General features: G+C 48.9%; 19 protein-coding genes. 6 read left to right on the top strand and 13 right to left on the bottom strand.

Translation table 11 applies throughout. From position 1 onward, the window contains the following. The first annotated feature begins 135 nt into the window (after positions 1 to 135). Positions 136 to 861: a C39 family peptidase gene (locus tag G9F48_RS07945; protein ID WP_015418306.1), complete on the top strand. Its 726-nt coding sequence runs from the start codon at positions 136 to 138 to the stop codon at positions 859 to 861. A 16-nt stretch (positions 862 to 877) separates the two neighbouring features. Here G9F48_RS07945 and G9F48_RS07940 read toward each other — a convergent pair whose 3' ends face one another. Genes G9F48_RS07940 through hprK form a run of 4 tightly spaced genes read right to left on the bottom strand, consistent with a single transcriptional unit; the run spans position 878 to position 3,838 of the window. Continuing rightward, the gene (locus G9F48_RS07940; RefSeq protein ID WP_165409319.1) at positions 878 to 1,396 is read right to left on the bottom strand and encodes an acyltransferase; all 519 of its coding nucleotides are present in this window, start codon (positions 1,394 to 1,396) and stop codon (positions 878 to 880) included. A gap of 3 nt (positions 1,397 to 1,399) precedes the next feature. After that, on the bottom strand, positions 1,400 to 2,050 hold the full coding sequence (gene ppaX, locus G9F48_RS07935; RefSeq protein ID WP_156735844.1) for a pyrophosphatase PpaX: 651 nt from the start codon (positions 2,048 to 2,050) through the stop codon (positions 1,400 to 1,402). Between the two features lie 25 nt (positions 2,051 to 2,075). After that, a complete protein-coding gene (lgt, locus tag G9F48_RS07930; RefSeq protein ID WP_094247459.1) occupies positions 2,076 to 2,891 on the bottom strand; it encodes a prolipoprotein diacylglyceryl transferase in 816 nt (271 codons plus the stop codon). Positions 2,892 to 2,905: 14 nt separating this feature from the next. Then, positions 2,906 to 3,838 (bottom strand): HPr(Ser) kinase/phosphatase, encoded by a 933-nt coding sequence (gene hprK, locus G9F48_RS07925; protein WP_003151456.1) that lies wholly within the window; start codon positions 3,836 to 3,838, stop codon positions 2,906 to 2,908. 169 nt (positions 3,839 to 4,007) lie between these two features. Here hprK and nagA point away from each other — a divergent pair, with 169 nt between their 5' ends. The 3 genes from nagA to G9F48_RS07910 are packed head-to-tail and all read left to right on the top strand — an operon-like array spanning position 4,008 to position 6,665. Then, positions 4,008 to 5,198, top strand: a complete 1,191-nt coding sequence (nagA, locus tag G9F48_RS07920; RefSeq protein WP_165409318.1) for an N-acetylglucosamine-6-phosphate deacetylase — start codon at positions 4,008 to 4,010, stop codon at positions 5,196 to 5,198. Continuing rightward, on the top strand, positions 5,195 to 5,920 hold the full coding sequence (gene nagB, locus G9F48_RS07915) for a glucosamine-6-phosphate deaminase (RefSeq protein WP_003151453.1): 726 nt from the start codon (positions 5,195 to 5,197) through the stop codon (positions 5,918 to 5,920). The genes nagA and nagB overlap by 4 nt, the downstream gene beginning before the upstream one ends. Before the next feature lie 13 nt (positions 5,921 to 5,933). Next, a complete protein-coding gene (locus tag G9F48_RS07910; protein WP_012118554.1) occupies positions 5,934 to 6,665 on the top strand; it encodes a GntR family transcriptional regulator in 732 nt (243 codons plus the stop codon). Between the two features lie 143 nt (positions 6,666 to 6,808). Here G9F48_RS07910 and G9F48_RS07905 read toward each other — a convergent pair whose 3' ends face one another. From G9F48_RS07905 to G9F48_RS07880, 6 genes are all read right to left on the bottom strand, one after another. Further along, positions 6,809 to 7,384, bottom strand: coding sequence for a TetR/AcrR family transcriptional regulator (locus tag G9F48_RS07905; protein WP_165409317.1), 576 nt, complete (start codon positions 7,382 to 7,384; stop codon positions 6,809 to 6,811). Between the two features lie 166 nt (positions 7,385 to 7,550). Beyond that, positions 7,551 to 11,420 (bottom strand): metallophosphoesterase, encoded by a 3,870-nt coding sequence (locus G9F48_RS07900; protein WP_165409316.1) that lies wholly within the window; start codon positions 11,418 to 11,420, stop codon positions 7,551 to 7,553. Between the two features lie 93 nt (positions 11,421 to 11,513). Beyond that, positions 11,514 to 11,873, bottom strand: a complete 360-nt coding sequence (locus G9F48_RS07895) for a phage holin family protein (protein WP_014418984.1) — start codon at positions 11,871 to 11,873, stop codon at positions 11,514 to 11,516. Next, a complete protein-coding gene (locus G9F48_RS07890) occupies positions 11,874 to 12,068 on the bottom strand; it encodes a PspC domain-containing protein (RefSeq protein WP_003151448.1) in 195 nt (64 codons plus the stop codon). 4 nt (positions 12,069 to 12,072) lie between these two features. Next, positions 12,073 to 13,170: a DUF4097 family beta strand repeat-containing protein gene (locus G9F48_RS07885; RefSeq protein WP_070082446.1), complete on the bottom strand. Its 1,098-nt coding sequence runs from the start codon at positions 13,168 to 13,170 to the stop codon at positions 12,073 to 12,075. A 24-nt stretch (positions 13,171 to 13,194) separates the two neighbouring features. Then, complete coding sequence (locus G9F48_RS07880; protein ID WP_003151444.1) at positions 13,195 to 13,521, bottom strand: hypothetical protein; 327 nt, start codon at positions 13,519 to 13,521, stop codon at positions 13,195 to 13,197. Between the two features lie 198 nt (positions 13,522 to 13,719). Between G9F48_RS07880 and G9F48_RS07875 the strand changes: the two genes are divergently transcribed. Beyond that, positions 13,720 to 13,959: a hypothetical protein gene (locus G9F48_RS07875; RefSeq protein ID WP_003151443.1), complete on the top strand. Its 240-nt coding sequence runs from the start codon at positions 13,720 to 13,722 to the stop codon at positions 13,957 to 13,959. 48 nt (positions 13,960 to 14,007) lie between these two features. On the opposite strand, the gene uvrA is transcribed toward G9F48_RS07875, so the two are convergent. The 3 genes from uvrA to G9F48_RS07860 all read right to left on the bottom strand — a co-directional run bounded on the left by uvrA (position 14,008) and on the right by G9F48_RS07860 (position 19,286). Next, positions 14,008 to 16,881, bottom strand: coding sequence for an excinuclease ABC subunit UvrA (gene uvrA / locus G9F48_RS07870; protein ID WP_165409315.1), 2,874 nt, complete (start codon positions 16,879 to 16,881; stop codon positions 14,008 to 14,010). 7 nt (positions 16,882 to 16,888) lie between these two features. Continuing rightward, positions 16,889 to 18,874 (bottom strand): excinuclease ABC subunit UvrB, encoded by a 1,986-nt coding sequence (gene uvrB, locus G9F48_RS07865; RefSeq protein WP_015387640.1) that lies wholly within the window; start codon positions 18,872 to 18,874, stop codon positions 16,889 to 16,891. 175 nt (positions 18,875 to 19,049) lie between these two features. Continuing rightward, positions 19,050 to 19,286 carry a CsbA family protein gene (locus G9F48_RS07860; RefSeq protein ID WP_003151438.1) on the bottom strand — a complete coding sequence of 79 codons (237 nt, stop codon included), beginning with the start codon at positions 19,284 to 19,286 and terminating at the stop codon, positions 19,050 to 19,052. Positions 19,287 to 19,585: 299 nt separating this feature from the next. On the opposite strand from G9F48_RS07860, the gene G9F48_RS07855 reads away from it, so the two are divergent. Beyond that, positions 19,586 to 22,087: a PEP/pyruvate-binding domain-containing protein gene (locus G9F48_RS07855; protein WP_165409314.1), complete on the top strand. Its 2,502-nt coding sequence runs from the start codon at positions 19,586 to 19,588 to the stop codon at positions 22,085 to 22,087. Positions 22,088 to 22,138 lie beyond the last annotated feature (51 nt).

Genomic DNA, 22,138 nt, shown 5'->3' with positions numbered 1-22,138 from the left:
CCGCCTATTCTTTTCCATAAACATGGCTAAAGAATGAACAAACCTGTAAACATATCGGAACGATCGAATCATATTGAGCAGAAGTGCTATAATACATAGAACAGCTTCATCAGAAACAAGGGAGAATAATTGATAATGAAGACGCTTGGAACATTATGTGTGCTGATTCTGACAGCCGTCCTTGTCTATCTGGGATATAACATCTATACAAACGATATTCATTTAAATTTTTTCAATCAGCAGTCCGACGAGCCTGATGAGAAAACACCGTTAAAAGGGAGCGCGTCACCGCTGAATGTCGTTCTGTACAGACAGATGGATTCTCCCAGACTGTACAATGGCTGTGAGGTGACCAGCCTTGCCATGATTTTGAACAATGCCGGATATCATGTGTCAAAAAATACATTGGCGGATAAAATCAATAAAGTTCCGCTCACATACAGCAGCGGGCTGAAGGGAGATCCGAATGAAGGATTTGCCGGAGATATGGAAAACGGCCCGGGTTTAGGCGTTTATCATGAGCCGATTGATAAACTTGCCAAAGAATATGCGGGAAACAAAGTATACGATCTTACGGGAAAAGACATTTCTTCAGTGTACCGCCAGCTTGAAAAAGGGCGGCCGGTCTGGGTGATTACCACCACATCCTTTAAGCCGGTTGATCATATGCAGACTTGGGATACGCCGAACGGAAAGATCGACATTACGTTCAGCATGCATAGCGTAGCCGTAACCGGTTATGATCACGATTATGTATACGTTAATGATCCTTACGGCTATAAAAACAGAAAAACAGACCGGTCTGACTTTGAAAAAGCCTGGAAGCAGATGGGCAGCCAGGCCATTGTGATCAAGTCATAAAAAAACCCCGCTGACGTTAATCTGCGGGGTTTTCCATTCGTTTTTTCATTTCTTCGTCCGTATAGATCACCTGCATCGGATTTCCTCCGACAAACGCCCCGGCGGGGACATCTTTGTGCACCAGCGTGCCGGCTGATACAACGGCTCCGCTCCCGACGGTGACGCCGGGCAGAATGGTTGTGTTTGCTCCGATCATCACCTCGTCACCGATTGTGACAAAACCGGTCCGGTACTCATGTATTAAATATTCATGAGCCAAAATCGTCGTATTATAGCCGATAATGCTGTTTTTTCCGACACTGATTTTTTCGGGAAACATGATATCCGGCATCACCATCAGCGCGAATGACGTCTGTTTTCCGACATTCATTTTCAAAAAGGTTCGGTACAGCCAGTTTTTCACGCTTAAAAACGGCGTATACCTTGCGATCTGAATGATGATGAAATTTTTCATCACCTTCAGAAAGGGAACCGTCTGATAAACATGCCACAATGAATTTGCACCTGAAACCGGATGGCGGTCTGTTTTTCTCACGGGTTACTTCACTCCGGTGATGTGCAATAAATCACTCATTTTCTCGAGCATATAATCGGGTTCATAGGCGGAAAGCGCCTGTGCGCCTTTAATCGTCCACGCGACGCCGGCTGTTTTCGTGCCGGCGTTTTTTCCCGCCATGACATCGTGATAATTGTCACCGACCATTATGGCTTCCGACGGATCGCACCCAAGCCGGCTGAGCGCAAGCCGCACAGGCTCGGGGTCAGGCTTCGGGTGCTTTACATCATCAAGCGTGACGACAGTATCGAAAAACGCCCCGATGCCTGTCAGCTTCAATCCCATATTGACTGTATCCCTCAGCTTTGTGGTGACAATACCGAGCTGATAGCCCGCTTTTTTCAATTCATCAAGCGTTTCATAAACCGTTTCGTACTCCGTGACGAGCTCATCGTGCTTTTCATGGTTGAATGCTCTGTACATGCTGATCATGTCATCGCACTTTTCGGCATTAATGCCTGAAAACGTTTCGTACAGAGGCGGGCCGATAAAAGGGAGCACATCTTCCCTTTTAAACTGCCCCGGGTAATAATGATCAAGCGTATGAAGGTAAGAAGCGATAATCAGTTCATTCGTGTCAATCAGCGTGCCGTCCAGATCGAATAAAATGGCGGTTACACGTTTATCAGTCATCTTATGTCCTTTCCGATTTCAGACGTCAGTCCGTGTCAGCATACCGCTTATCGGCATACCCCTTCATGCGTCTGAAAATCATTAAAATAATCGCAAGTACAATCAGCACAATGGAAATGACCTGCGCGATCCGAAGCTGGCTCGTAAGCATCAGGCTGTCCGTCCGCATTCCCTCAATAAAGTATCTGCCGATTGAATACCAGATCACATACGTCAAAAACAGATTGCCCCTGCGCAGGTTCACGCGGCGGAGCAGAAGCAGAATCACGACGCCCGCAAAACTCCACAGCGATTCATACAAAAACGTCGGGTGATAATATTGTCCGTCTATGTACATCTGATTAATGATGAAATCCGGAAGATGCAGACTTTCCAAAAATGACCGGCTGACCGCTTCACCGTGAGCCTCCTGGTTGATAAAGTTCCCCCAGCGCCCGATGGCCTGGCCGAGCAGAATACTCGGCGCGGCAATATCCGCCAGCTTCCAGAATGAGATGCCTCTTACTTTTGAAAAGACAATTCCCGTTGCGATCGCGCCGATTAATCCGCCGTGAATCGCAATGCCGCCTTTCCAAATTTTAATGATTTCCCCGGGGTGTTCCGAGTAATAGCTCCACTCGAAAAGCACATAATATGCCCTTGCGCAAATGATTGCGATCGGGATGGCGAAAAGAACAAGATCAATAAAAATGTCCTTTTTCAGCCCCCGCTTTTCACTCTCCCTCATGGCCATCCAAAGCCCTAATAACGCGCCCGCGCCGATAATGATGCCGTACCAGTGCACGGATAAAGGCCCGAGCTGCAAGGCAATCGGATTGATCGGTGTTCCAGCTTCATTCATATTATTGCCAACTCCTATTCGTCTTGTTCGCCGTCCTCAATGACATCCGCCAGCTTATTCGTGAATTGTTCGGCAGCATTTAAGCCCATCCGCTTCAATCTGAAGTTCATCGCCGCAACTTCGATAATAACGGCGAGATTCCGCCCCGGGCGGACGGGAATGGTCAGTTTTGTAATTTCCGTATCAATGATTTTCATTTTTTCTTCTTCAAGTCCGAGACGGTCGTATTGCTTTCCTTGCTCCCAAAGCTCAAGGTCCATGACGATTGTAATTCTTTTATTGCTTCTGACGGCGCCCGCCCCGAACAGCGTCATGACATTTATAATGCCGAGCCCCCTGATTTCGAGCAGATGCTCAATCAGATCAGGCGCGTTCCCGACAAGGGTATCCTGATCCTCCTGCCGGATTTCAACGCAGTCATCCGCGACAAGACGATGGCCTCGTTTGACAAGCTCCAGCGCCGTTTCACTTTTACCGACGCCGCTTTTTCCCGTAATGAGCACGCCGACGCCGTATATATCCACAAGCACGCCGTGAATGGCCGTTGTCGGCGCGAGACGGCTCTCAAGAAAATTCGTCAGCCTGCTTGACAGCCTGGTTGTTTTCAGAGGGGATCTGAGCACAGGCACACCGTTTTGCTCGGAAGCTTCTACAAGCTCCGGCGGGATCGGCATATCTCTGGAAAGTATGATAGCCGGCGTCACATCGGTGCACAGCGATTTCATCCGCTGTTTCTTATCTTCCTCGGGAAGCTGATCGAAAAATGACAGCTCCGTTTTTCCTAAAAGCTGCACCCGTTCTCTCGGGTAATATGTAAAATAACCGGCGATTTCAATACCGGGCCGTGATAAATCACTCATCGTAATCGGGCGGTTAATCCCTTCTTCTCCGCTGATCAATTCTAAATGGAACTGCTCCATTACGTCTTTGGTCCGAACCTTTGCCAAGATATGTTCCTCCTGTTCTGGGATGTTCCGAGCTTTGAACAGTTATATTTTATCACTTTACCGTCTGAACCAAAACAGATTTATACAATTCCGGCATAACTGGTCTAGATAACTAGTCTGAAAAGGAGTAAAATAAAACTAACAACTAACCAGAAAGGCGTGTTTTAAAGTGGCTGAAAGCTTGTTAATCAGCGGTGCGGACATCGTAACAGAAAAAGAAATCATCCGAAACGGATTTCTCGGTATAAAGAACGGCATCATTTCTTACGCGGGGAAAACAAGACCGCAAGAAACGTATGAGAAGGAATGGAAGGCGCCCGCGGGCTCGTATGCGCTTCCCGGAATGATTGATATCCATATTCACGGCGGATACGGCGCGGATACGATGGATGCCGATGTTGCGGCTCTTGATACAATGTCCGCCCGGCTGCCCGAAGAAGGAACAACCGCTTTTTTAGCGACAACGATCACACAGCAGCACGAAAACATTGAAAAAGCGCTCATCAACGCCAAAAAATGGGCGTATTCCTCACCGGAGACCCAAAAAGGCGCTGAGTTGATCGGCATTCATTTAGAAGGACCGTTTGTCTCTCCGAAAAAGGCGGGAGCACAGCCGAAACAATGGATTACGCCGGCCGATGCCGGGCTCTTTCAGAAATGGGAGCGGCTCTCGGGGGGGCTGATCAAAATCGTGACGCTTGCGCCGGAAGAAGATCCTAATTTCAGCCTGATCCGTTATTTAAAAGACCAAAACATCATCCCGTCAATGGGACACACAGACGCAGGAGCCGAGCTTTTACAAAAAGCGGCGGATGCCGGGGCGGTGCATATGACGCACCTCTTTAACGCCATGAGCTCCTTTCATCACCGTGAGCCGGGGGGCATCGGCACGGCTCTCGCCTGCGGCCGCATCACGGCGGAGCTGATCACTGACGGCATTCATTCTCATCCTCTGGCTGTAAAGCTTGCCTATTTGGCGAAAGGAAGCCAAAACCTGATCATGATTACAGACTCCATGCGGGCAAAAGGGCTTAAGGACGGAGAATACGAATTCGGCGGGCAAAAAGTCACCGTTCGCGGGGACACGGCGCTTCTCTCTGACGGAACGCTGGCCGGTTCCATTTTAAAAATGAATGAAGGCGCGGCGCTCATGCGCAGGTTTACAAACTGCTCATGGCTGGATATAGCAAATATGACATCGGCAAATGCGGCCCGCCGCCTCGGCATATTCGACCGTAAAGGAAGCATCGCCGAAGGAAAAGACGCCGACGTTGTTCTGACGGACGGAAAATGCGGCGTGCTGGCCACGATTTGCCGCGGAAACACCGCATATATCTCAAGGGAGGCTGATTGGACATGAATGTTATCACATGCAGACATTATGAAGAATTAAGTGAAAAAGCCGCAGCGATTATTGCTGAAACAGTGAAACAAAAGCCGGATGCCGTTCTCGGCCTTGCGACAGGGGGCACTCCTGAAGGCGTATACAAAGAACTTGTGCGGATGCACCGCTCAGAAGGCTTGTCATTCCGGAATGTCACGACGATCAACCTTGATGAATACGCCGGGCTTTCTCCCGAGGACAAAAACAGCTATCATTATTATATGAATACACATTTTTTTGCACACATCGACAGCCGAAAGGACCGCCACTTTCTCCCTGACGGACGGGCAGACGATCTTGATGCCGAATGCGGACGATATGACCGATTGATTCAAACACTCGGCGGAGCGGATATACAGCTTTTAGGCATCGGACACAACGGCCATATCGGCTTTAATGAACCCGGGACGCCATTTGAATCCCGAACCCATGTCGTTGAGCTGAATGAAGAGACAAGACAGGCGAATGCGCGGTACTTTCCGTCAATTGATCAAGTCCCTGAAAAAGCCCTGACAATGGGGATCGGGACGATTTTGTCCGGCAAACGGATTTTGATCATGGCATCCGGAAAAAGCAAGGCCCAAGCGGTGAAGCAGCTTCTGGACGGGCGCGTCAGCGAAGCATTCCCCGCCTCCGCCCTGCACGCGCATCCGGATGTGACGGTCTTGATTGATGAAAAGGCTGCGGGCGGCGATTGAAAGGATTTGACCTATGCAGATTGATAAACAATCTCCGATTCCGATTTACTTTCAGATTATGGAACAATTAAAAACACAAATCAAAAACGGCGAGCTGAAAGCGGATGCGCTGCTTCCGTCGGAGCGGGAATACGCCGAACAATTCGGCATCAGCCGAATGACGGTGCGCCAGGCGCTTTCCAATTTGGTGAATGAAGGATTTTTATACAGACAGAAAGGCCGGGGAACGTTCGTCAGCAAACTGAAGATGGAACAGCCGCTTCAAGGGCTGACAAGCTTCACCGAAGATATGAGAAGCCGGGGCATGAAGCCGGGGAGCAGACTTGCCGAATACCAGCTGATTCAGGCGACGGAAGAATTATCTTCTATCCTGGGATGCGGCTATCCGGCAACGCTTCATAAAATCATCCGCGTCCGGCTGGCAAATGATATCCCGATGGCGATTGAGGCATCGTACATCCCGTTTGACAAGGCGGGAAAACTGGACGCCTCCCATTTTCAATCATCCATGTATGAGCATATTGAAGCGTACAATCAGATGCCGATCTCACGGGCAAAACAAGAGCTTGAACCGGGAGCCGCTTCCGAGGAAGAAGCTGAGCTGCTCGGTATTCAGCCCGGCGCCCCCGTCCTCTATATCAAGCGGACCACTTATCTGCAGGACGGCACTGCTTTTGAGCACGTCAAATCCGCCTACAGAGGCGACCGCTACACATTCGTGCATTATATGGACAGGGTGAAATGAAACATCTCCAACCGTTACGGGTTGGAGATGTTTTTTTGTCTGCCATTTTCAAATCAAGCCGGTGAATGTTCTCTATGACTCTGTCAAAACGAAGAGGCTGGGGTTCCGGTATCTATTTTTATAAAGAAAAGAGTAATAAAATGCTACCCTCTGTTTTGGACAATATACGGAACCTGCTTTGAAATCAGCAGCAGCGGTTCTTTGTTTTTATGAGCCAATGAAAACATGATTGCGCCTTCAATCATCGAGTTGATTGTCATCCCAAGCTTCTCCGCTTCCTCTTGTTCAAACCCATGCTCAAGAAATTTTGCCGCAAACACATCCGTCCACTTCTTGAACACCTCAACACATGTGCATCTTAACGTTTCATTGATCAGAGCGGTCTCACCTGCCAGCAATCCAACCGGCACGCCCTCAATATTCTGAGGGTCATTAAACTGTTCAGCCGTTACATGAATAAAGTGCTGAATCGCTTCTACAGGGTCCGCGAATTGATCCATACTATTCTGTATCTGCTTTTCAACGCATCTTCCCGTATGTTTGATCGCCGCAATGGCGAGTTCTTCTTTTCCGTTTGGAAAGTGATGATACACTGACCCTCTGGGTGCTCCGCTCTCTTTTATAATTTGATTCAAACCAGTCGCATGGTATCCCTGAATCTGAAAAAGATATGCAGAGGTTTGAATAATTCTTTCTTTTGTCCCGGTTTTACTGTTCATTATGTTTCCTCCTGCATATTACGAAAACCAATCGATTTTAGTATAGAAAAGGGGCATAAAAAAGTCAAAAACACTTATCACAGCAGGGCGCCGCCATTTACGAACAGAAAAAAACCTGCTGACCGTCAGATTTTCTTCTGACCGATCAGCAGGCTGTATGTTTTCGTTATGGGTTTGAGGCATGCCTGAAATCAAACTGATCCGGAGCCGGGTGATACGGCGTATTTCCCGTTTTGAACATCCACAACGGTGATATTGTTTTGCCGTTGTACGGGTCCTTCACGACGGTATACCAGTAATAAACGGAATCAGACTGCAGGCCGTCCCAGACCCAATTTGCGGTTTTTCCGCTTTTTACGTGTTTTTTATGACCGAGCAGTTCGTTCGTATAGACGTTGCATTCAAAATAATCGGTCGCTACCCTTTTCCTCTTCGGCTGTAAATCCATTTCTGCTGAGAATTCGTCTTTATCAGCGAACAGATCGGTGTCATAGTAATTGATGTCATCCGTGTACGGCGAGTAGGAGAACATGTGAACCTGATTGGCGGCCTGATCAAATTGCATAATGCGCATAAAGCCCTGCCCCCCTTCCGGACCGTCCTGGTAGTCGGTCAGAATTTGGTGGACGAGGCGGTCCGGTTTTCCATCCCCGTCATCGTCAAGCGCATCGGTTTTTTTCATGGCGTTATGGTAATGGCCGCTTAATACCATCGCCACATTGCGATTCGGCTTGACGACTTTTCGATAGATCGTCTCCCCGATCGGGCTTCGGTTTCCGCTCACAAGCAAATACTCATGAAAACATAATATGGCGGTTCGGTCCGGATACCTCTTCAGCACTTGATTGATCCAGTCAATCTCTTGTTCCGCAATGCCCCAGCCCATATAAATCATAATAAAATCGTTCCCGCTTGCCGACAGCAGATCATAATGCCCGCGGTTATTTTTGTATGATCCGCCGTAATGCATGTTCTGTTCAAAACGGCGGCTCCCGAAGAAATCCCCGAAGGTTCGGTATGTGCCGTCTTTATGGCCGACGTCGTGATTGCCGGCAAGCACTCCGTACGGAATCCCTGCCTTGTCAAGCGTCCGCATGGAGTGATCGGCGTTTTTCCACTGTTTCATCTCCATTGAATCATCGACAATATCACCGGTATGAAAGACATATTTAATATTGTGCTTTTCCTTATTTTCTTTGATCCACTCCGTCATTTTGTCAAAAATGTGCGGGTGCCCTTGTGCGTAATACTGTGTATCCGACATCCAGACAAACGTGTAATTGCCTTTCGCCGGTATTTGATCCTGCACGATGACATTCATTTTTGAGTTCTTCACCACATCCGCTGCGGAAACGGCGGCTTTTAATGTAAACGGCTTTTTATCTTTGGCAAGGACGCTGTCCGCCTCCTGCCAGCGGCTTGTCCGGTAATTCCAAATATACATGGTTACCTTTCGGCCGGGCAGAGAGCTTCCTTTCCAGACCGCCTCGGCCAGATCCGTTTCGTCGATAGACGGGTCAACGGAGACTTCGAATCGGTGATAAGGAAAACGCTCCACACTTTCCGCCGAAACGGTTTTTCCGTCATTTGCCGAGATACGGTTCATTTCCGGCAGGGTAAACGGCATTTCATTTTCTTTTATGCCCCTCGGCGGTTCCGTTAATGAGGCGTGTTTATACACTTTCACGCTGCCCGGATTCCGCGCGGTATAACGGAAGCCGCGATAAAATGATACATTCATGTCATCCTTCGTCGGGTCTTTTACCCGGACGGACAGCTTTGCTTTGCGGGCGCCGATTTTTTGACCGGCAAGCTCCGGCTGGTTCGGCTCCTCCCGTTTGATATGGAAGGTGCGGACGGACGTTGTTTCATTTCCGGCAAGGTCTGCCGCAATGATGGTAAGGGTGTGCTTTCCGGGCTTGAGATCGGCTGATGACGTGTGATGCGGGAGCGTAATGCTTTCTCCATCCAAAAACGCTTTCACCTCTTCCACTTTGCTCCATTTGTCACGGATGTCCGCATTCAGCTCAACATTACCTTTCAGCGCCGCGCCTTCTTTAATACCCGGGACAATCTTCGGCCCCGAATTGTCCACCCGCACAGATTGGCTCAGCTGCTCCTCACCGTCACTGACAAAAATATGGTGATAGCCTTCCGAAAGCTTCGCCGTGTTCCACGGCAGCAGCCGTGACGTAAACAAATGATCCGGCAGGCTGAATGAGAAGGTCTTCTGCAGATTCGCCCGCCTGCCGTCACCGATAAACAGCTGTTCAGCCGGGTCCGTCTTCCCGTCTTTGATCACCGTTCCGTCCGAAAGCACCAGACGGGCATGTTTCACGACAAAATCATCCCGATTCTCTCCCGTGTCATACGGAGAAACCTTTGAGCCCGAACGGATGGATACTTTCTGTGTTTTGCCGCCTTTTTGCAGCAGACGTTCCGGAAGCAGAACCGAGTGCGTTCTGTAGCGGTGAGACGGATCGTCAAAAATGTGCAGCACCTCGTTTTCCATCATGACGGTGTTTTGAAAATAAAGATTCGTTTTCCGGGCATCGAAGGCGAAATAGACCTCTTTTTCCAGCGCCGGACGGGTCTCCTGCCGCTTGCCGTCAATCCACAGCTTGATCTTATCGGCGCTGACGTCGGAAGTCGCTTTGAGCAGATAGGTGCCGGATATCGTATCTTCTGGTTCAACATTCATTCTGAGTCCGTGTGATTTGCTCGTCTGTTCAATGTCAATCATCTTGACGGGCGTTTTTGCTTCATTTTCTCCATCACTGGCTGCGATATAATACTCAAGCTGATCCTGGCCGAGCAGTTCCGGGGAATAAAGAATGTGATGGTATAAGCTGTCGTTGCGGTCTTTTTCGGCCAGAATTCGTTTGAATGGTTTTTTCTCATTGGTCCGGTAATAAAACGCGGCTGTTTTGACAAGGTTTTTGTCTTTTATGTCAGCCTTTAATTCAATGCTTTCAGCGGGCCGGACGGGCTTTCTGTCTGTAAGGTCTTCGATGACCGGTTTTTCCTTGTCGGGTTTTATCACCCTTTTCTGCTGCGGAATCTGCGCCTGAAAAACGGAGCCCGGTGACGGCTTATGCTCGCTCGTGGAGATCTTCAGCAATTCTCCCGTTCCGTTCAGCGGATATTTGTACAGCAAAGAAGTCAGCCGGCGGAAAGCGTGTTTCCGGTATTGCGCTGAGGCGATATCCTTGCCGGTATTTGCCGACAGCACGACCGTACGCGGGCGGCCGTTGGACATTCCGTCCGTCCCTTCGATGACGGCGAGATGTTCTCCTTCCTTCAGATGTGTCCCGTAATAGCGGTTGAAATCATCTATCGTCAGTTCTGATGCGGCGCGTCTCAGCCAAAACACGTAAGTCCCGCCTGACGGAATGACGGTATCTTCTTTCGGCCTCCATATCATATCTGATTCCGGCCCTTCCTTCGGATAGCGGTAGCGGATATGATAGTCTTTAAAATGAATGGGCCTGTCCGTCGTGTTATACACCTCGATAAATTCATAGGCATCAGCGCCGTCTTCATTTTTCGTATCAACCGCAAGCTCCGTAATCATCAGCTCGGGAATATGATTCAAATCGGCTTGATAGCCGTCCAGCTTCAGCCGCTTTTTCTCCGATTCCGCCCGCTGTCTGCCGTTAGTGAAAACGAGGTAATATTCCAATTCTCCATTCCAGATATCCCGTTTTGAAACCTGGGCCGTAAACAGCCGGATTGCGCCTGGCGCGGGCTCCATCGGCACCATCTTAAACCCCAGCTCATTGCTTTGTTTATAAAAAAGAAACGCCGAAAACGCTTGATAGTCAGCATTCCGTACATGAGCCTGTATGAACAGGTTTCTTTTCATTTCCGCCTTTACTTCGATTTGGGGAGGATTCTCCAGAAGCGGTATGTAATGAGGCGGCTGTCCGAATTCCTGCTGATTCACGGGGATTGCCGATTCTTTGCGCGCCGCATCCGCAGAAGGACTCACACAAAGCAAACCAATCAGAAAAAAGAGCGTCATCACAAGTTTCATCTCATTACCTCCCTATGCATTATGTTGCGTCAGGAGGCTGCCGCTTATGTAAACCGCACATAAAAAAGCTGCCCTCTCGGGACAGCTTGTTTTTTATCCTTTTCTAAGCGGCTCCAATATGCCTTTTTGGATCAGCAAGTGGAAAACGGACAGCACGACGGATGCCCAAATGGCGGTGCCGAACCCGTCAATCTGAAAGCTGTCTCCCATCAAGGCTGCGGTCATCATTAACGTAATGGCGTTGATGACAAACAGAAAGAGGCCGAGGGTCACAACCGTGACGGGCAATGTCAATATGACGATGATCGGTTTGATCAGCACATTTAACACAGAAAGAATCACACTGGCGATGACAGCCGCTCCGATACTGCTGATATGGACGGAATCAAAATATCCCGCGATAACGATTAATAATAAAGCATTTACTAAAATGCTGACTGCCCATTTGATCATTTATTTCAAATCTCCTTCTAATGGTACAACAAAACACCAGATAATATATACAATCGGCACGATTCCGCTCGTGACAAGCGCTAATACAACGGTTATAATGCGCAAAAGCGACGCATCCATATTGATGTACTCCGCCAAACCGCCGACGACGCCGGCGATTTTACGGTTTTTTTCTGAACGGTAAAGTCTTTTCATCCAATCACCTCTGAGTATGCTTGAGCTTAATGGCTCCTGTTAACGATTCTGAGAAAATCGAGAGATGCTGATCATGGCCTTGATTTGATGCCAGCATCAGTTCTTTTTGAATGGTATCATTCTTTTCCTTTAAAATTTCCGCATCAATCAGCTCATGGCTGAGAGAGCCGAGATTGCTTTTGAGCTCGGCTTTCACCGCCGAATCATCAGGCAGAGCGATCTCCACGTTTCCGGTCGTCGTTTTCGTGTAGATGGAGCGGCAGTGCGGCGCTGTTACGGTAAGCATGATATTGCCGTTAAAGCTTTGAACGTCAATGGATTCACTCGATCCGCGCAAATCAATCAAGCCGTTGATCGTTTCCGCTTCAATCGCGCCGCATTGATGTCCGGCCAGCTTGATTTGTCCGTTAGCCGTTTCCGCCGACGCTTTCTCAGCCGTCAAATGAGAGAATGACAGAACGCCGTTTGTCGTTTTCGCCGAGAATTCTTTTACATGTAGATGTTCCCCTCTGATCGGTCCGTTAAACAGCTTCACTCTTATCTTATCGTACTCTTTCTGGGGAACATAAAGCGTAACATTGGTTTTCATCGTTTTCTTTTCCGTGCGGACAAAAAACTTATTGCCCTTCACTTCACACTCAATGTGCTGTAGAAATGCGGTGCGCGCCGCCTCCTGACTGTCCGCCCGGTACACTTTCGCCTGGCACTCCGCCCTGATATCTTCATCCGCCCACGGCACGATATTGACGCTGCCGTTTGCGATCTGCATATCAATGGCCGAGAATTCACTGTCTTTAAATTGAAAAATATGCTGCACTTCGTGTGCGTGGCCGAAATTCAGATCAAGATCCGCTTCCTTCACTTTTTTGACGGCAGAATCAATCCAGTCGAACAGCTTCGCCCCGAGCGACGGCTTTTGGCTTTCTTTTGCCCCGCTTTCGAAATCTTCCGCAGGTTCCTGAACCTCCGCAGATAATGCGGTGATCTGCTCTTCTTTTTCTTTATATTCATGATCCAGTTTTTCAATGAGCGTCAGTGCTTCCTGCGCCGTCAGCATCCCGTCTTCCACAAGCTTTAAAATCCGTTCTTTCTCCTGTTTCATACAAAACTCCTCCCCCGACTTTTCTTACACCTGGCGTAACACCTTAATTCCCTGCACGATATTCCAAATGACCATTCCGATGAGGATCAGAAAATAAACAGCTGCTCCTGTTATCATAACAAAAACGGGCACCATACTCTCCCCCTGGGCCGTAATCAATCCGCCGACAACACCCGCGGTCACAATCAGCAAGCCCGCAAACGGAATGATATGGGAAATCAGAGCACGCATGGCATGCCGCTTCGTCTCTTTTTCATCGACGACAAAGTAAGCCACAATCGGAAGAATGAGCGGCGCGAGAAACACGCTGAAATAACAGATTGATGCGATAATCGCTTGATTTCGGTTCAATAAAAACACTCCCTGTGCCGTGATATAAAAAACCCTTCCTTATACATACGTATGACGAATGAGCGGGTTTCATTTTCATGCTAAGGACATGCTTCGTTATACGTAATTTTTGGTTTCAGAGATTTCACTATAGAATCTTTTCCCCGAACCGATTACAATATGTAACAAAGCCTGACCGTATGCAAGGAGGACATACAAATGGAGAAAGATCCCGAAAACGCCCAAGTAACGGAAGAGAGTCTTCGAAATTTAATTCGCGAACAGAAAAGAATGAACAGCGAAATGCTGGCTGAATTGGAACAGATCAAAGCAGCCCCTCTTCCCATTTCCCATGATATCCAATATATAAAAGTGCTGCTGGACAGCAGCAGCACCCATATTCTGCAGGACTTAATGCATTTAAGCAGACAGCTTCCCCAACAGAAAAAAAGCCTGTAACAACAACAGCCCAAAACCGATGAGTTTTGGGCTGTTTTTATTGATCTATTACGTGGCTGCCGTTTCTTTTTCGGCCAGCAATGTTTTCATCCGTTTTTTATCGCGTTCCATTACCGGTTTCAGATAGCGGCCCGTATATGATTCTTTCACTTCGACAACTTCTTCGGGCGTCCCGGAGGCTACGATCATGCCGCCGCCCGCTCCGCCTTCAGGTCCCAGATCGACGATGTAGTCCGCCGTTTTAATGATATCGAGATTGTGTTCAATGACCAAAACGGTATCACCGTTATCGACGAGTCTTTGAAGCACAACCAAAAGCCTTGCGATATCATCAACGTGGAGGCCTGTCGTCGGTTCGTCCAGAATATACAGCGTCCGGCCGGTGGAACGCTTATGCAGCTCGGAAGCGAGCTTGACGCGCTGCGCTTCTCCCCCTGACAGCGTCGTCGCCGGCTGGCCGAGCGTCACATACCCGAGTCCGACATCGGCAAGCGTTTGAAGCTTGCGTTTGATTTTCGGGATATTTTCAAAGAAAGACAGAGCATCTTCCACCGTCATATCCAGAACGTCGGAAATGCTTTTTCCTTTGTATGTGACCTCCAGCGTCTCCCGGTTGTAACGTTTGCCGTGGCACACTTCACACGGAACGTACACGTCAGGAAGGAAGTGCATCTCAATTTTGATAATGCCGTCGCCGCGGCAGGCCTCACAGCGCCCGCCTTTTACATTAAAACTGAACCGGCCTTTTTTGTAGCCGCGCACCTTTGCTTCATTTGTCTGCGCGAATACATCGCGGATATCATCAAACACACCCGTATAAGTTGCCGGATTTGATCTCGGTGTCCGGCCGATCGGCGCCTGGTCGATGTCGATCACCTTATCAAGATGGTCAAGGCCTTTGATTTCTTTATGGCTTCCCGGTTTCGCTTTGGCTTTATGAAGCTTTTGCGCAAGCGCCTTATGCAGAATTTCATTCACAAGCGTGCTTTTTCCGGAACCGGACACACCTGTCACCGCCGTAAAAGTGCCGAGCGGGAATTTGGCGTTCGCTTTTTTCAGGTTGTTTTCTGAAGCGCCTTTGATTTCAATGAACCGGCCGTCAGGCTTTCTTCTCTCCGGAGGCATCGGGATGAATTGAGCCCCTGACAAATAACGTCCGGTCAGAGAATCCGCATCATTCATCACTTCTTCAGGCGTCCCCGCCGATATGACGCGGCCGCCGTGAATGCCGGCGCCCGGACCGATATCTATCAAATAATCGGCAGCCATCATCGTATCTTCATCATGCTCCACGACAATCAGTGTGTTGCCGAGATCCCTCATGTTTTTCAGCGCGCTGATCAGACGGTCATTGTCACGCTGGTGAAGGCCGATGGACGGCTCATCAAGAATGTACAGGACGCCTGACAAACGGGAGCCGATCTGCGTCGCAAGCCTGATACGCTGGGCTTCTCCGCCTGACAGCGTTCCCGCCGCCCTGCTCAGCGTCAGGTAATCAAGACCGACTTTATCTAAGAAGCTGAGCCGCTCCACAATCTCTCTTAAGATTAAATCGGCAATCTGCATATCTTTCTCAGACAGCGTCAGGTTTTTGAAAAATTCCAGTGCATCGCCGACGGAAAGCTCGGTAATGGTGCCGATGTGGCGCCCATTGACCAAAACGGCAAGCGCTTCTTTCTTCAGCCGGTAGCCTTTGCACGTCGGGCACGGCTTCTGTGACATGTACTGCTCCATCTGTTCACGGATATAATCGGAGCTTGTCTCTTTATACCGTCTCTCAATATTGCGCAGCACACCTTCAAATTCAATTTCATTTTCGCGCACTTGTCCGAAATCATTCTCGTATTTAAAGTAGATCCGTTCATTGCCGCTGCCGTACAGCACTTTATCAAGCTGATGCTTCGGCAGGTCTTTGACCGGAGTCTCCATATCAATGCCGTAATGGCGGCAGACCGCCTGAAGAAGCTGCGGATAATATTGTGAACTGATCGGCGTCCACGGGGCGATGGCGTGTTCCTTTAATGACAGTTCAGGATTGGGAATGACGAGCTCAGGGTCCACTTCCAGCTTCAAGCCGAGACCGTCGCAAGTCGGGCAGGCGCCGAACGGGCTGTTAAACGAAAACAGCCGGGGTTCAAGCTCCCCGATAGAAAAACCGCACAGCGGACAGGCGTGATGCTCGCTGAACATCAGCTCTTCCTGACCGATGACATCTATCATGACACGGCCTTCCCCTAAGCGGAGCGCGGTTTCCAGTGAGTCGGAAAGCCGGGCGGCAACCCCTTCCTTGACGACAATCCGGTCAATGACTACTTCAATGGAATGCTTTTTGTTTTTTTCAAGTTCAATATCGTCGGAAAGCTCGGCCATTTCTCCGTCAATCCGCACCCTTACGTAACCTTGCTTTCTGATTTGGTCAAGCACTTTGACATGGGCGCCTTTTCTGCCTGAGATGATCGGCGCAAGCACTTGAAGCTTCGTCCGCTCCGGATATTCAAGAATCCGGTCAACCATCTGTTCGATCGTTTGCGACGTAATTTCAATGCCGTGCTCCGGGCAGTGCGGCTTCCCGACTCTCGCGTACAGCAGCCGGAGATAATCATAAATCTCCGTTACCGTTCCGACGGTTGACCGCGGATTGCGGCTCGTCGTTTTCTGATCAATGCTGATCGCCGGAGAAAGCCCTTCGATCGCATCAACGTCCGGCTTATCCATCTGCCCTAAAAATTGGCGCGCATAGGCAGAAAGCGATTCAACATACCGCCTCTGTCCTTCCGCGTAAATGGTGTCAAAGGCAAGGGATGATTTTCCCGATCCGGACAGCCCCGTCACGACGACGAGCTGATCCCGGGGAATCGTTACATCAATGTTTTTTAAATTGTGCGCCCTTGCGCCTTTCACCTCGATCCGGTCAATTGCCATGTGTTCATCATCCTTCCGCTTTAAGCTCTAACAGTAAATCACGAAGCTCTGCCGCCCGCTCGAAATCAAGCGCTCTGGCCGCTTCTTTCATTTCGTGCTCCATTTGCTCAACGACTTTCTGGCGTTCTTTCTTCGTCATCTTCGCCAGTTTAGGCGCGGCTTTTGTTTTATATTCTTCTTTATCTTCAGCGGCCTGCGTCGCGCGGATCACATCGCGGATTTCCTTATTGATCGTTTGCGGCGTAATGCCGTGAATTTCGTTAAAGCGCTCCTGCTGTTCCCGTCGGCGCTTCGTTTCATTAATTGCGATCTCCATCGAATTCGTGATTTTATCGGCATACATGATGACGCGGCCTTCCGCGTTTCGTGCCGCCCGTCCGATCGTCTGAATCAGCGAACGTTCAGAACGGAGGAAGCCTTCTTTATCCGCATCGAGAATGGCGACAAGTGACACTTCCGGAATATCAAGCCCTTCCCTCAGCAGGTTGATGCCGATTAACACATCATGTTTTCCGAGGCGGAGGTCACGGATGATTTCAATCCGTTCAAGCGTCTTAATCTCGGAATGCAGATAATTGACCTTGATGCCGATTTCCTTGAGGTAATCGGTCAGATCCTCTGACATTTTTTTCGTTAAAGTCGTCACGAGAACGCGTTCATTCCGTTCAATCCTCGCCTGAATCTCGCCGATCAGATCATCAATCTGTCCTTCGATCGGCCGGACGTCAATGAGGGGATCGAGGAGTCCCGTCGGTCTGATGATCTGCTCGATCATTTCCGGCGTATGCTCAATTTCATACGGTCCCGGAGTCGCCGACACGTACACGATGTTGTGCATGTGTTTCTCAAATTCCTCGAATCGGAGCGGACGGTTGTCAAGCGCTGACGGCAGGCGGAACCCGTGATCGACAAGCACCTGTTTTCTCGCCTGGTCACCGTTGAACATGCCGCGCACCTGCGGAATCGTCACATGTGATTCATCAACGACAATCATAAAATCGTCCGGAAAATAATCAAGCAGCGTATACGGCGTAGAGCCCGGAGGACGGAGCGTCAAATGTCTTGAATAGTTCTCGATCCCTGAGCAAAAACCCATTTCCCGCATCATTTCAAGATCATACCTCGTCCGCTGCTCAAGCCGCTGCGCTTCAAGGAGCTTGCCGTTTTCGCGCATCACTTTCAAGCGCTCCTCAAGCTCCTGTTCAATATTCAGAATCGCTTTTTCCATCTTTTCCGCCCTGGTGACGAAGTGGGAAGCCGGGAAAATCGCGACATGGTCACGGTCGCCGAGAATTTCTCCGGTCAAAGCGTCGACCTCTCTGATCCGCTCAATTTCGTCTCCGAAAAATTCCACTCTGATACAATGTTCGTCACGGGAAGCCGGGAAGATTTCCACAACGTCTCCGCGCACGCGGAACGTCCCGCGCTGAAAGTCGATATCATTGCGGGCATACTGGATATCCACAAGCTTTCTCAGAAGCTCGTTCCGCTCAATCTCCATTTCCGGTCTGAGCGACACGACCATTTCCCGGTATTCTTCAGGCGAACCGAGGCCGTATATGCATGACACACTCGCGATAATAATGACATCTCTCCGTTCAAACAGAGAGGATGTCGCGGAGTGTCTCAGTTTATCAATTTCATCATTAATGCTTGCGTCTTTCTCTATAAAAGTATCCGTTTGAGGCACGTACGCCTCCGGCTGATAGTAATCGTAATAGCTGACAAAATATTCGACAGCGTTGTTCGGGAAAAACTCCTTAAACTCGCTGTACAGCTGCCCGGCAAGGGTTTTGTTATGGGCAATGACCAGTGTCGGTTTATTCACTTCTTTAATCAGATTGGACACGGTAAAGGTTTTGCCCGTCCCTGTCGCACCCAGGAGAGTCTGGTGTTTTCTGCCTTCCTGTATGCCTTTGACAAGCTTCTCAATCGCTTGCGGCTGATCTCCCTGGGGCTGATATTTCGAGACTAACTCAAAACGATCTTTCACAAAAAAGCCTCCGTTTCTTTACGAAATCTTCCTATTGATATAGTAACACAATGACGGGTAAAATCACTAAAAATACGAACTAAAGTTCGATGGTTTATTTTTACCAAGTCAATTTTTGTATAAAAAACCTGCTTTTATGGCGTAAAAGCAGGCATTCTATTTCATATTCACCATGTCAGGCATTGTCTTTCTTTTTGTCTGCTTCTTTTTTGGCCATGTACAGCCCTCCGGCCACCAGCGATACGACATCCAATCCAACGATAAAATACGTTTCGGTGTAACCCTTTAAATAGGATGCGAAAAGCAGTGCGGCTGTGAGAGCGATCGCCACATAGTGGTTAAACGTGACGCGCGTAAAAAGGACGACCAGCATAAAAGGGAAACATAATGCAAAAACGGCTTTTGTAATCACAAAAACCCTCCTCGGGAATTCTTCATCTCATCTGATTATAGTAAAAAATGAAGAATCGGACAATCGTTCCCCTGCTATCACAATACCCTTTTTCGGCAGTCTTCAATCATCTGTCAAAGAAAATGTGAATATAAATCCATTGAACCATTAACCAGATGAATCAAATTACCTTTCTTCAGCCGAAAGGATGAGAAGGTTTAGGTCTTTGTATCTTTGACAGTTTCTTCCTCCCTCTTTACAATGTAATGATAGTGTTTACTATCATTTTCTTGGTTGAAGAAAAAAGGGGGTCATACCGCATGTATTCAGTGCGATTTCAAAAAGCGGAAGAATCGAGCCGCTCTGCAGGAGCAAAAGGAATGAACCTGATTAAACTGACGAAAAACGGGCTGCCCGTTCCCGGCGGTTTTATCATTCAGACGAATGCCCTGACACGTTTTATGGAAGACAACGGGCTTCAAGCAGATCAGGAACAGCTGGAGCGCGCCATTATGAACGGCACGTTTTCAAAAGAGCTTCGGGAGGAACTGACCGCGTCGTTTTATGAATTGAGAGAATCATACGCCTCTGTCGCCGTACGTTCCTCCTCCGCGTCCGAAGATCTTGAAGGCGCTTCTTTCGCGGGCCAGTACGAAACCTATTTAAATATCAAAACAGAAGAAGAGTTTCTCGGAAAAGTGAAAGAATGCTGGGCTTCCTTCTTCTCGGCGCGGGTCAGCGGTTATAAAGAGAAAATGAACAATGACACCGCAGAACCGTTAATGGGCGTTGTCGTGCAAGGTCTCATCAATTCCGAGGTTTCAGGAGTCATTTTCAGCCGCAACCCCGTCACACATGATGACGGAGAACTGATGATCAGCGCGAGCTACGGTCTCGGAGAAGCAATCGTCTCCGGCAGCGTGACGCCCGACACATTTATCGTCAATAAAGACACATTTCAGATTGAAAAAGAAATCGGCTTAAAAGAAATGTATATCGTCTCTAAAGACGAAGGCGTGACGGAAAAAGAGACGTCCGCTGACATGAGAAACCGCTTCTGCCTTGATGACGAGAGCGTCAAAGAGCTTGCCATGCTGACGATAAAGACGGAAGAACTGTACGGTTATCCCGTGGATCTCGAATTCGGATTTGCCGAAAATAAGCTGTATCTGCTTCAGGCCAGGCCGATTACAACGATCGTGCAGGATCAGAAAGCGGCAGACGAAGAACGGGAATTTATCATGACGCCCCGGGATCAGAAAGATTTTTGGCTAAATATGGAGGCCAATATAGAAGGTCCCGTCAGCCCGTTATTCGCTTCACTCATTGTGCCGGCTTTGGAATACGGCCTCAAAGAGAGCACGAAGGCCTTCCCTGTGATGGGCATCGAGATTGAGCGTGTCAAACTTCATCAGGGCCGTGTTTTTTCCAGACAGCATAAGACGGACGACAAGCTGCCCGCAGAACAGTTAGAAGCGCTTTTCCCCGTCTTGGCTGACCGCATGTATGATATTATTCAGGAAACCTTTCTGCCTTTTTATCAAAAGCTGGACGTACTGGCGCATACAGACCATACGCCGGAGACTGCCCTTGATGCGTTCCGAAACCTGCAAGACTTCTATTTAAAAGGATACGCAGAACATTTCAATATTGTCTTTCCGCAGGTTGCGTTAAACATGATACTGGAATCTATGTACGGACAGGTTGAGAAAGAAAACACCTCCCTTCTGTATGAAATGCTGGCCGGCGTCATGAATAAGTCATTGGAGACCGACAGACAGCTCTGGCTGCTTTCCGGACAAGTAAAAGACGGCCCTGAGCTGCGGCGCGTCTTTACGGTTTCTCATGCCGATGAGCTGCATCAGACGCTTCTGCAATCAAATGAGGGAAAACGCTTTCTCGAACAAGTCGGTAAATTTTTACAGGAATACGGCTGGAGATCCGTGAAAAGTCATGATCTCATTGAACAAACTTGGGCGGAAAACCCTTATTTCGCTTTGGCCAACATTCAGAACTATGTCCGGAACGGATACGATTTTGACAGTGAGTTTCATAAAACGATAGAAAAACGAAAACAGCTCTACGCCGACTTTATGGATAGAATTGAAGATGACGGCTTCCGGGAGACGTTTGACCGCTATTATCAGTGGACATTGTCTTCATCCGTCATCAAAGATGATCACCATTTTTATATTGATGCGATGCTGGACGCCAAAGCGCGCCTTTGCCTTCTGAAAATCGGCGAGCTGCTTCAAAAACAAGGCGTAATCGATGATCGGGAGGATATGTGGTACTTATACAGCGATGAAGTCGAGAAAGCGCTGGCGTCGCCGGTTCCGATGCAGGAAAAAGCCGCTGAACGAAAACAGCTCTTCCAGCAATATCAATTGCTTGAAGCCCCCGCTTATCTCGGGACTCCGACTTCGGAACAGCTGAAAACGGCTGAACAGATTACCGGCTCCATCACAGAAGATGAAAAAAACACTGAACATCAAATTTACGGACTTGCAGCGTCAAGCGGAATTGCAAGCGGCCCGGTGAAAGTCATTCGTGACGCAAGTGAATTTTCCCGTTTTTCAACAGGAGACGTGCTTGTCTGCAAAATGACGACACCACTGTGGACCAGTCTGTTCCAGGATGCAAAGGCCGTCATTACGGACACGGGCGGCATCCTGTCACATGCAGCGATCATCGCGAGAGAATACGGGCTCCCGGCCGTTCTCGGCACACGTGCCGCGACTGACAGGCTCAACGACGGAGATATCGTCACGGTAGACGGGACAAACGGCAAGATTACGATTGTCAAACGCGCTTCATGCTAGGTTTCCCTCTTTATTGGCGGGCAGGGCGGGTGTATACTTGTCCTGCCAGTA

The organism is Bacillus sp. EKM420B, assembly GCF_011065565.1.
GTDB lineage: Bacteria > Bacillota > Bacilli > Bacillales > Bacillaceae > Bacillus > Bacillus velezensis.
Note: the sequence above shows the minus strand (reverse complement) of the source record. Positions and strands in the feature narration are given on the sequence as shown.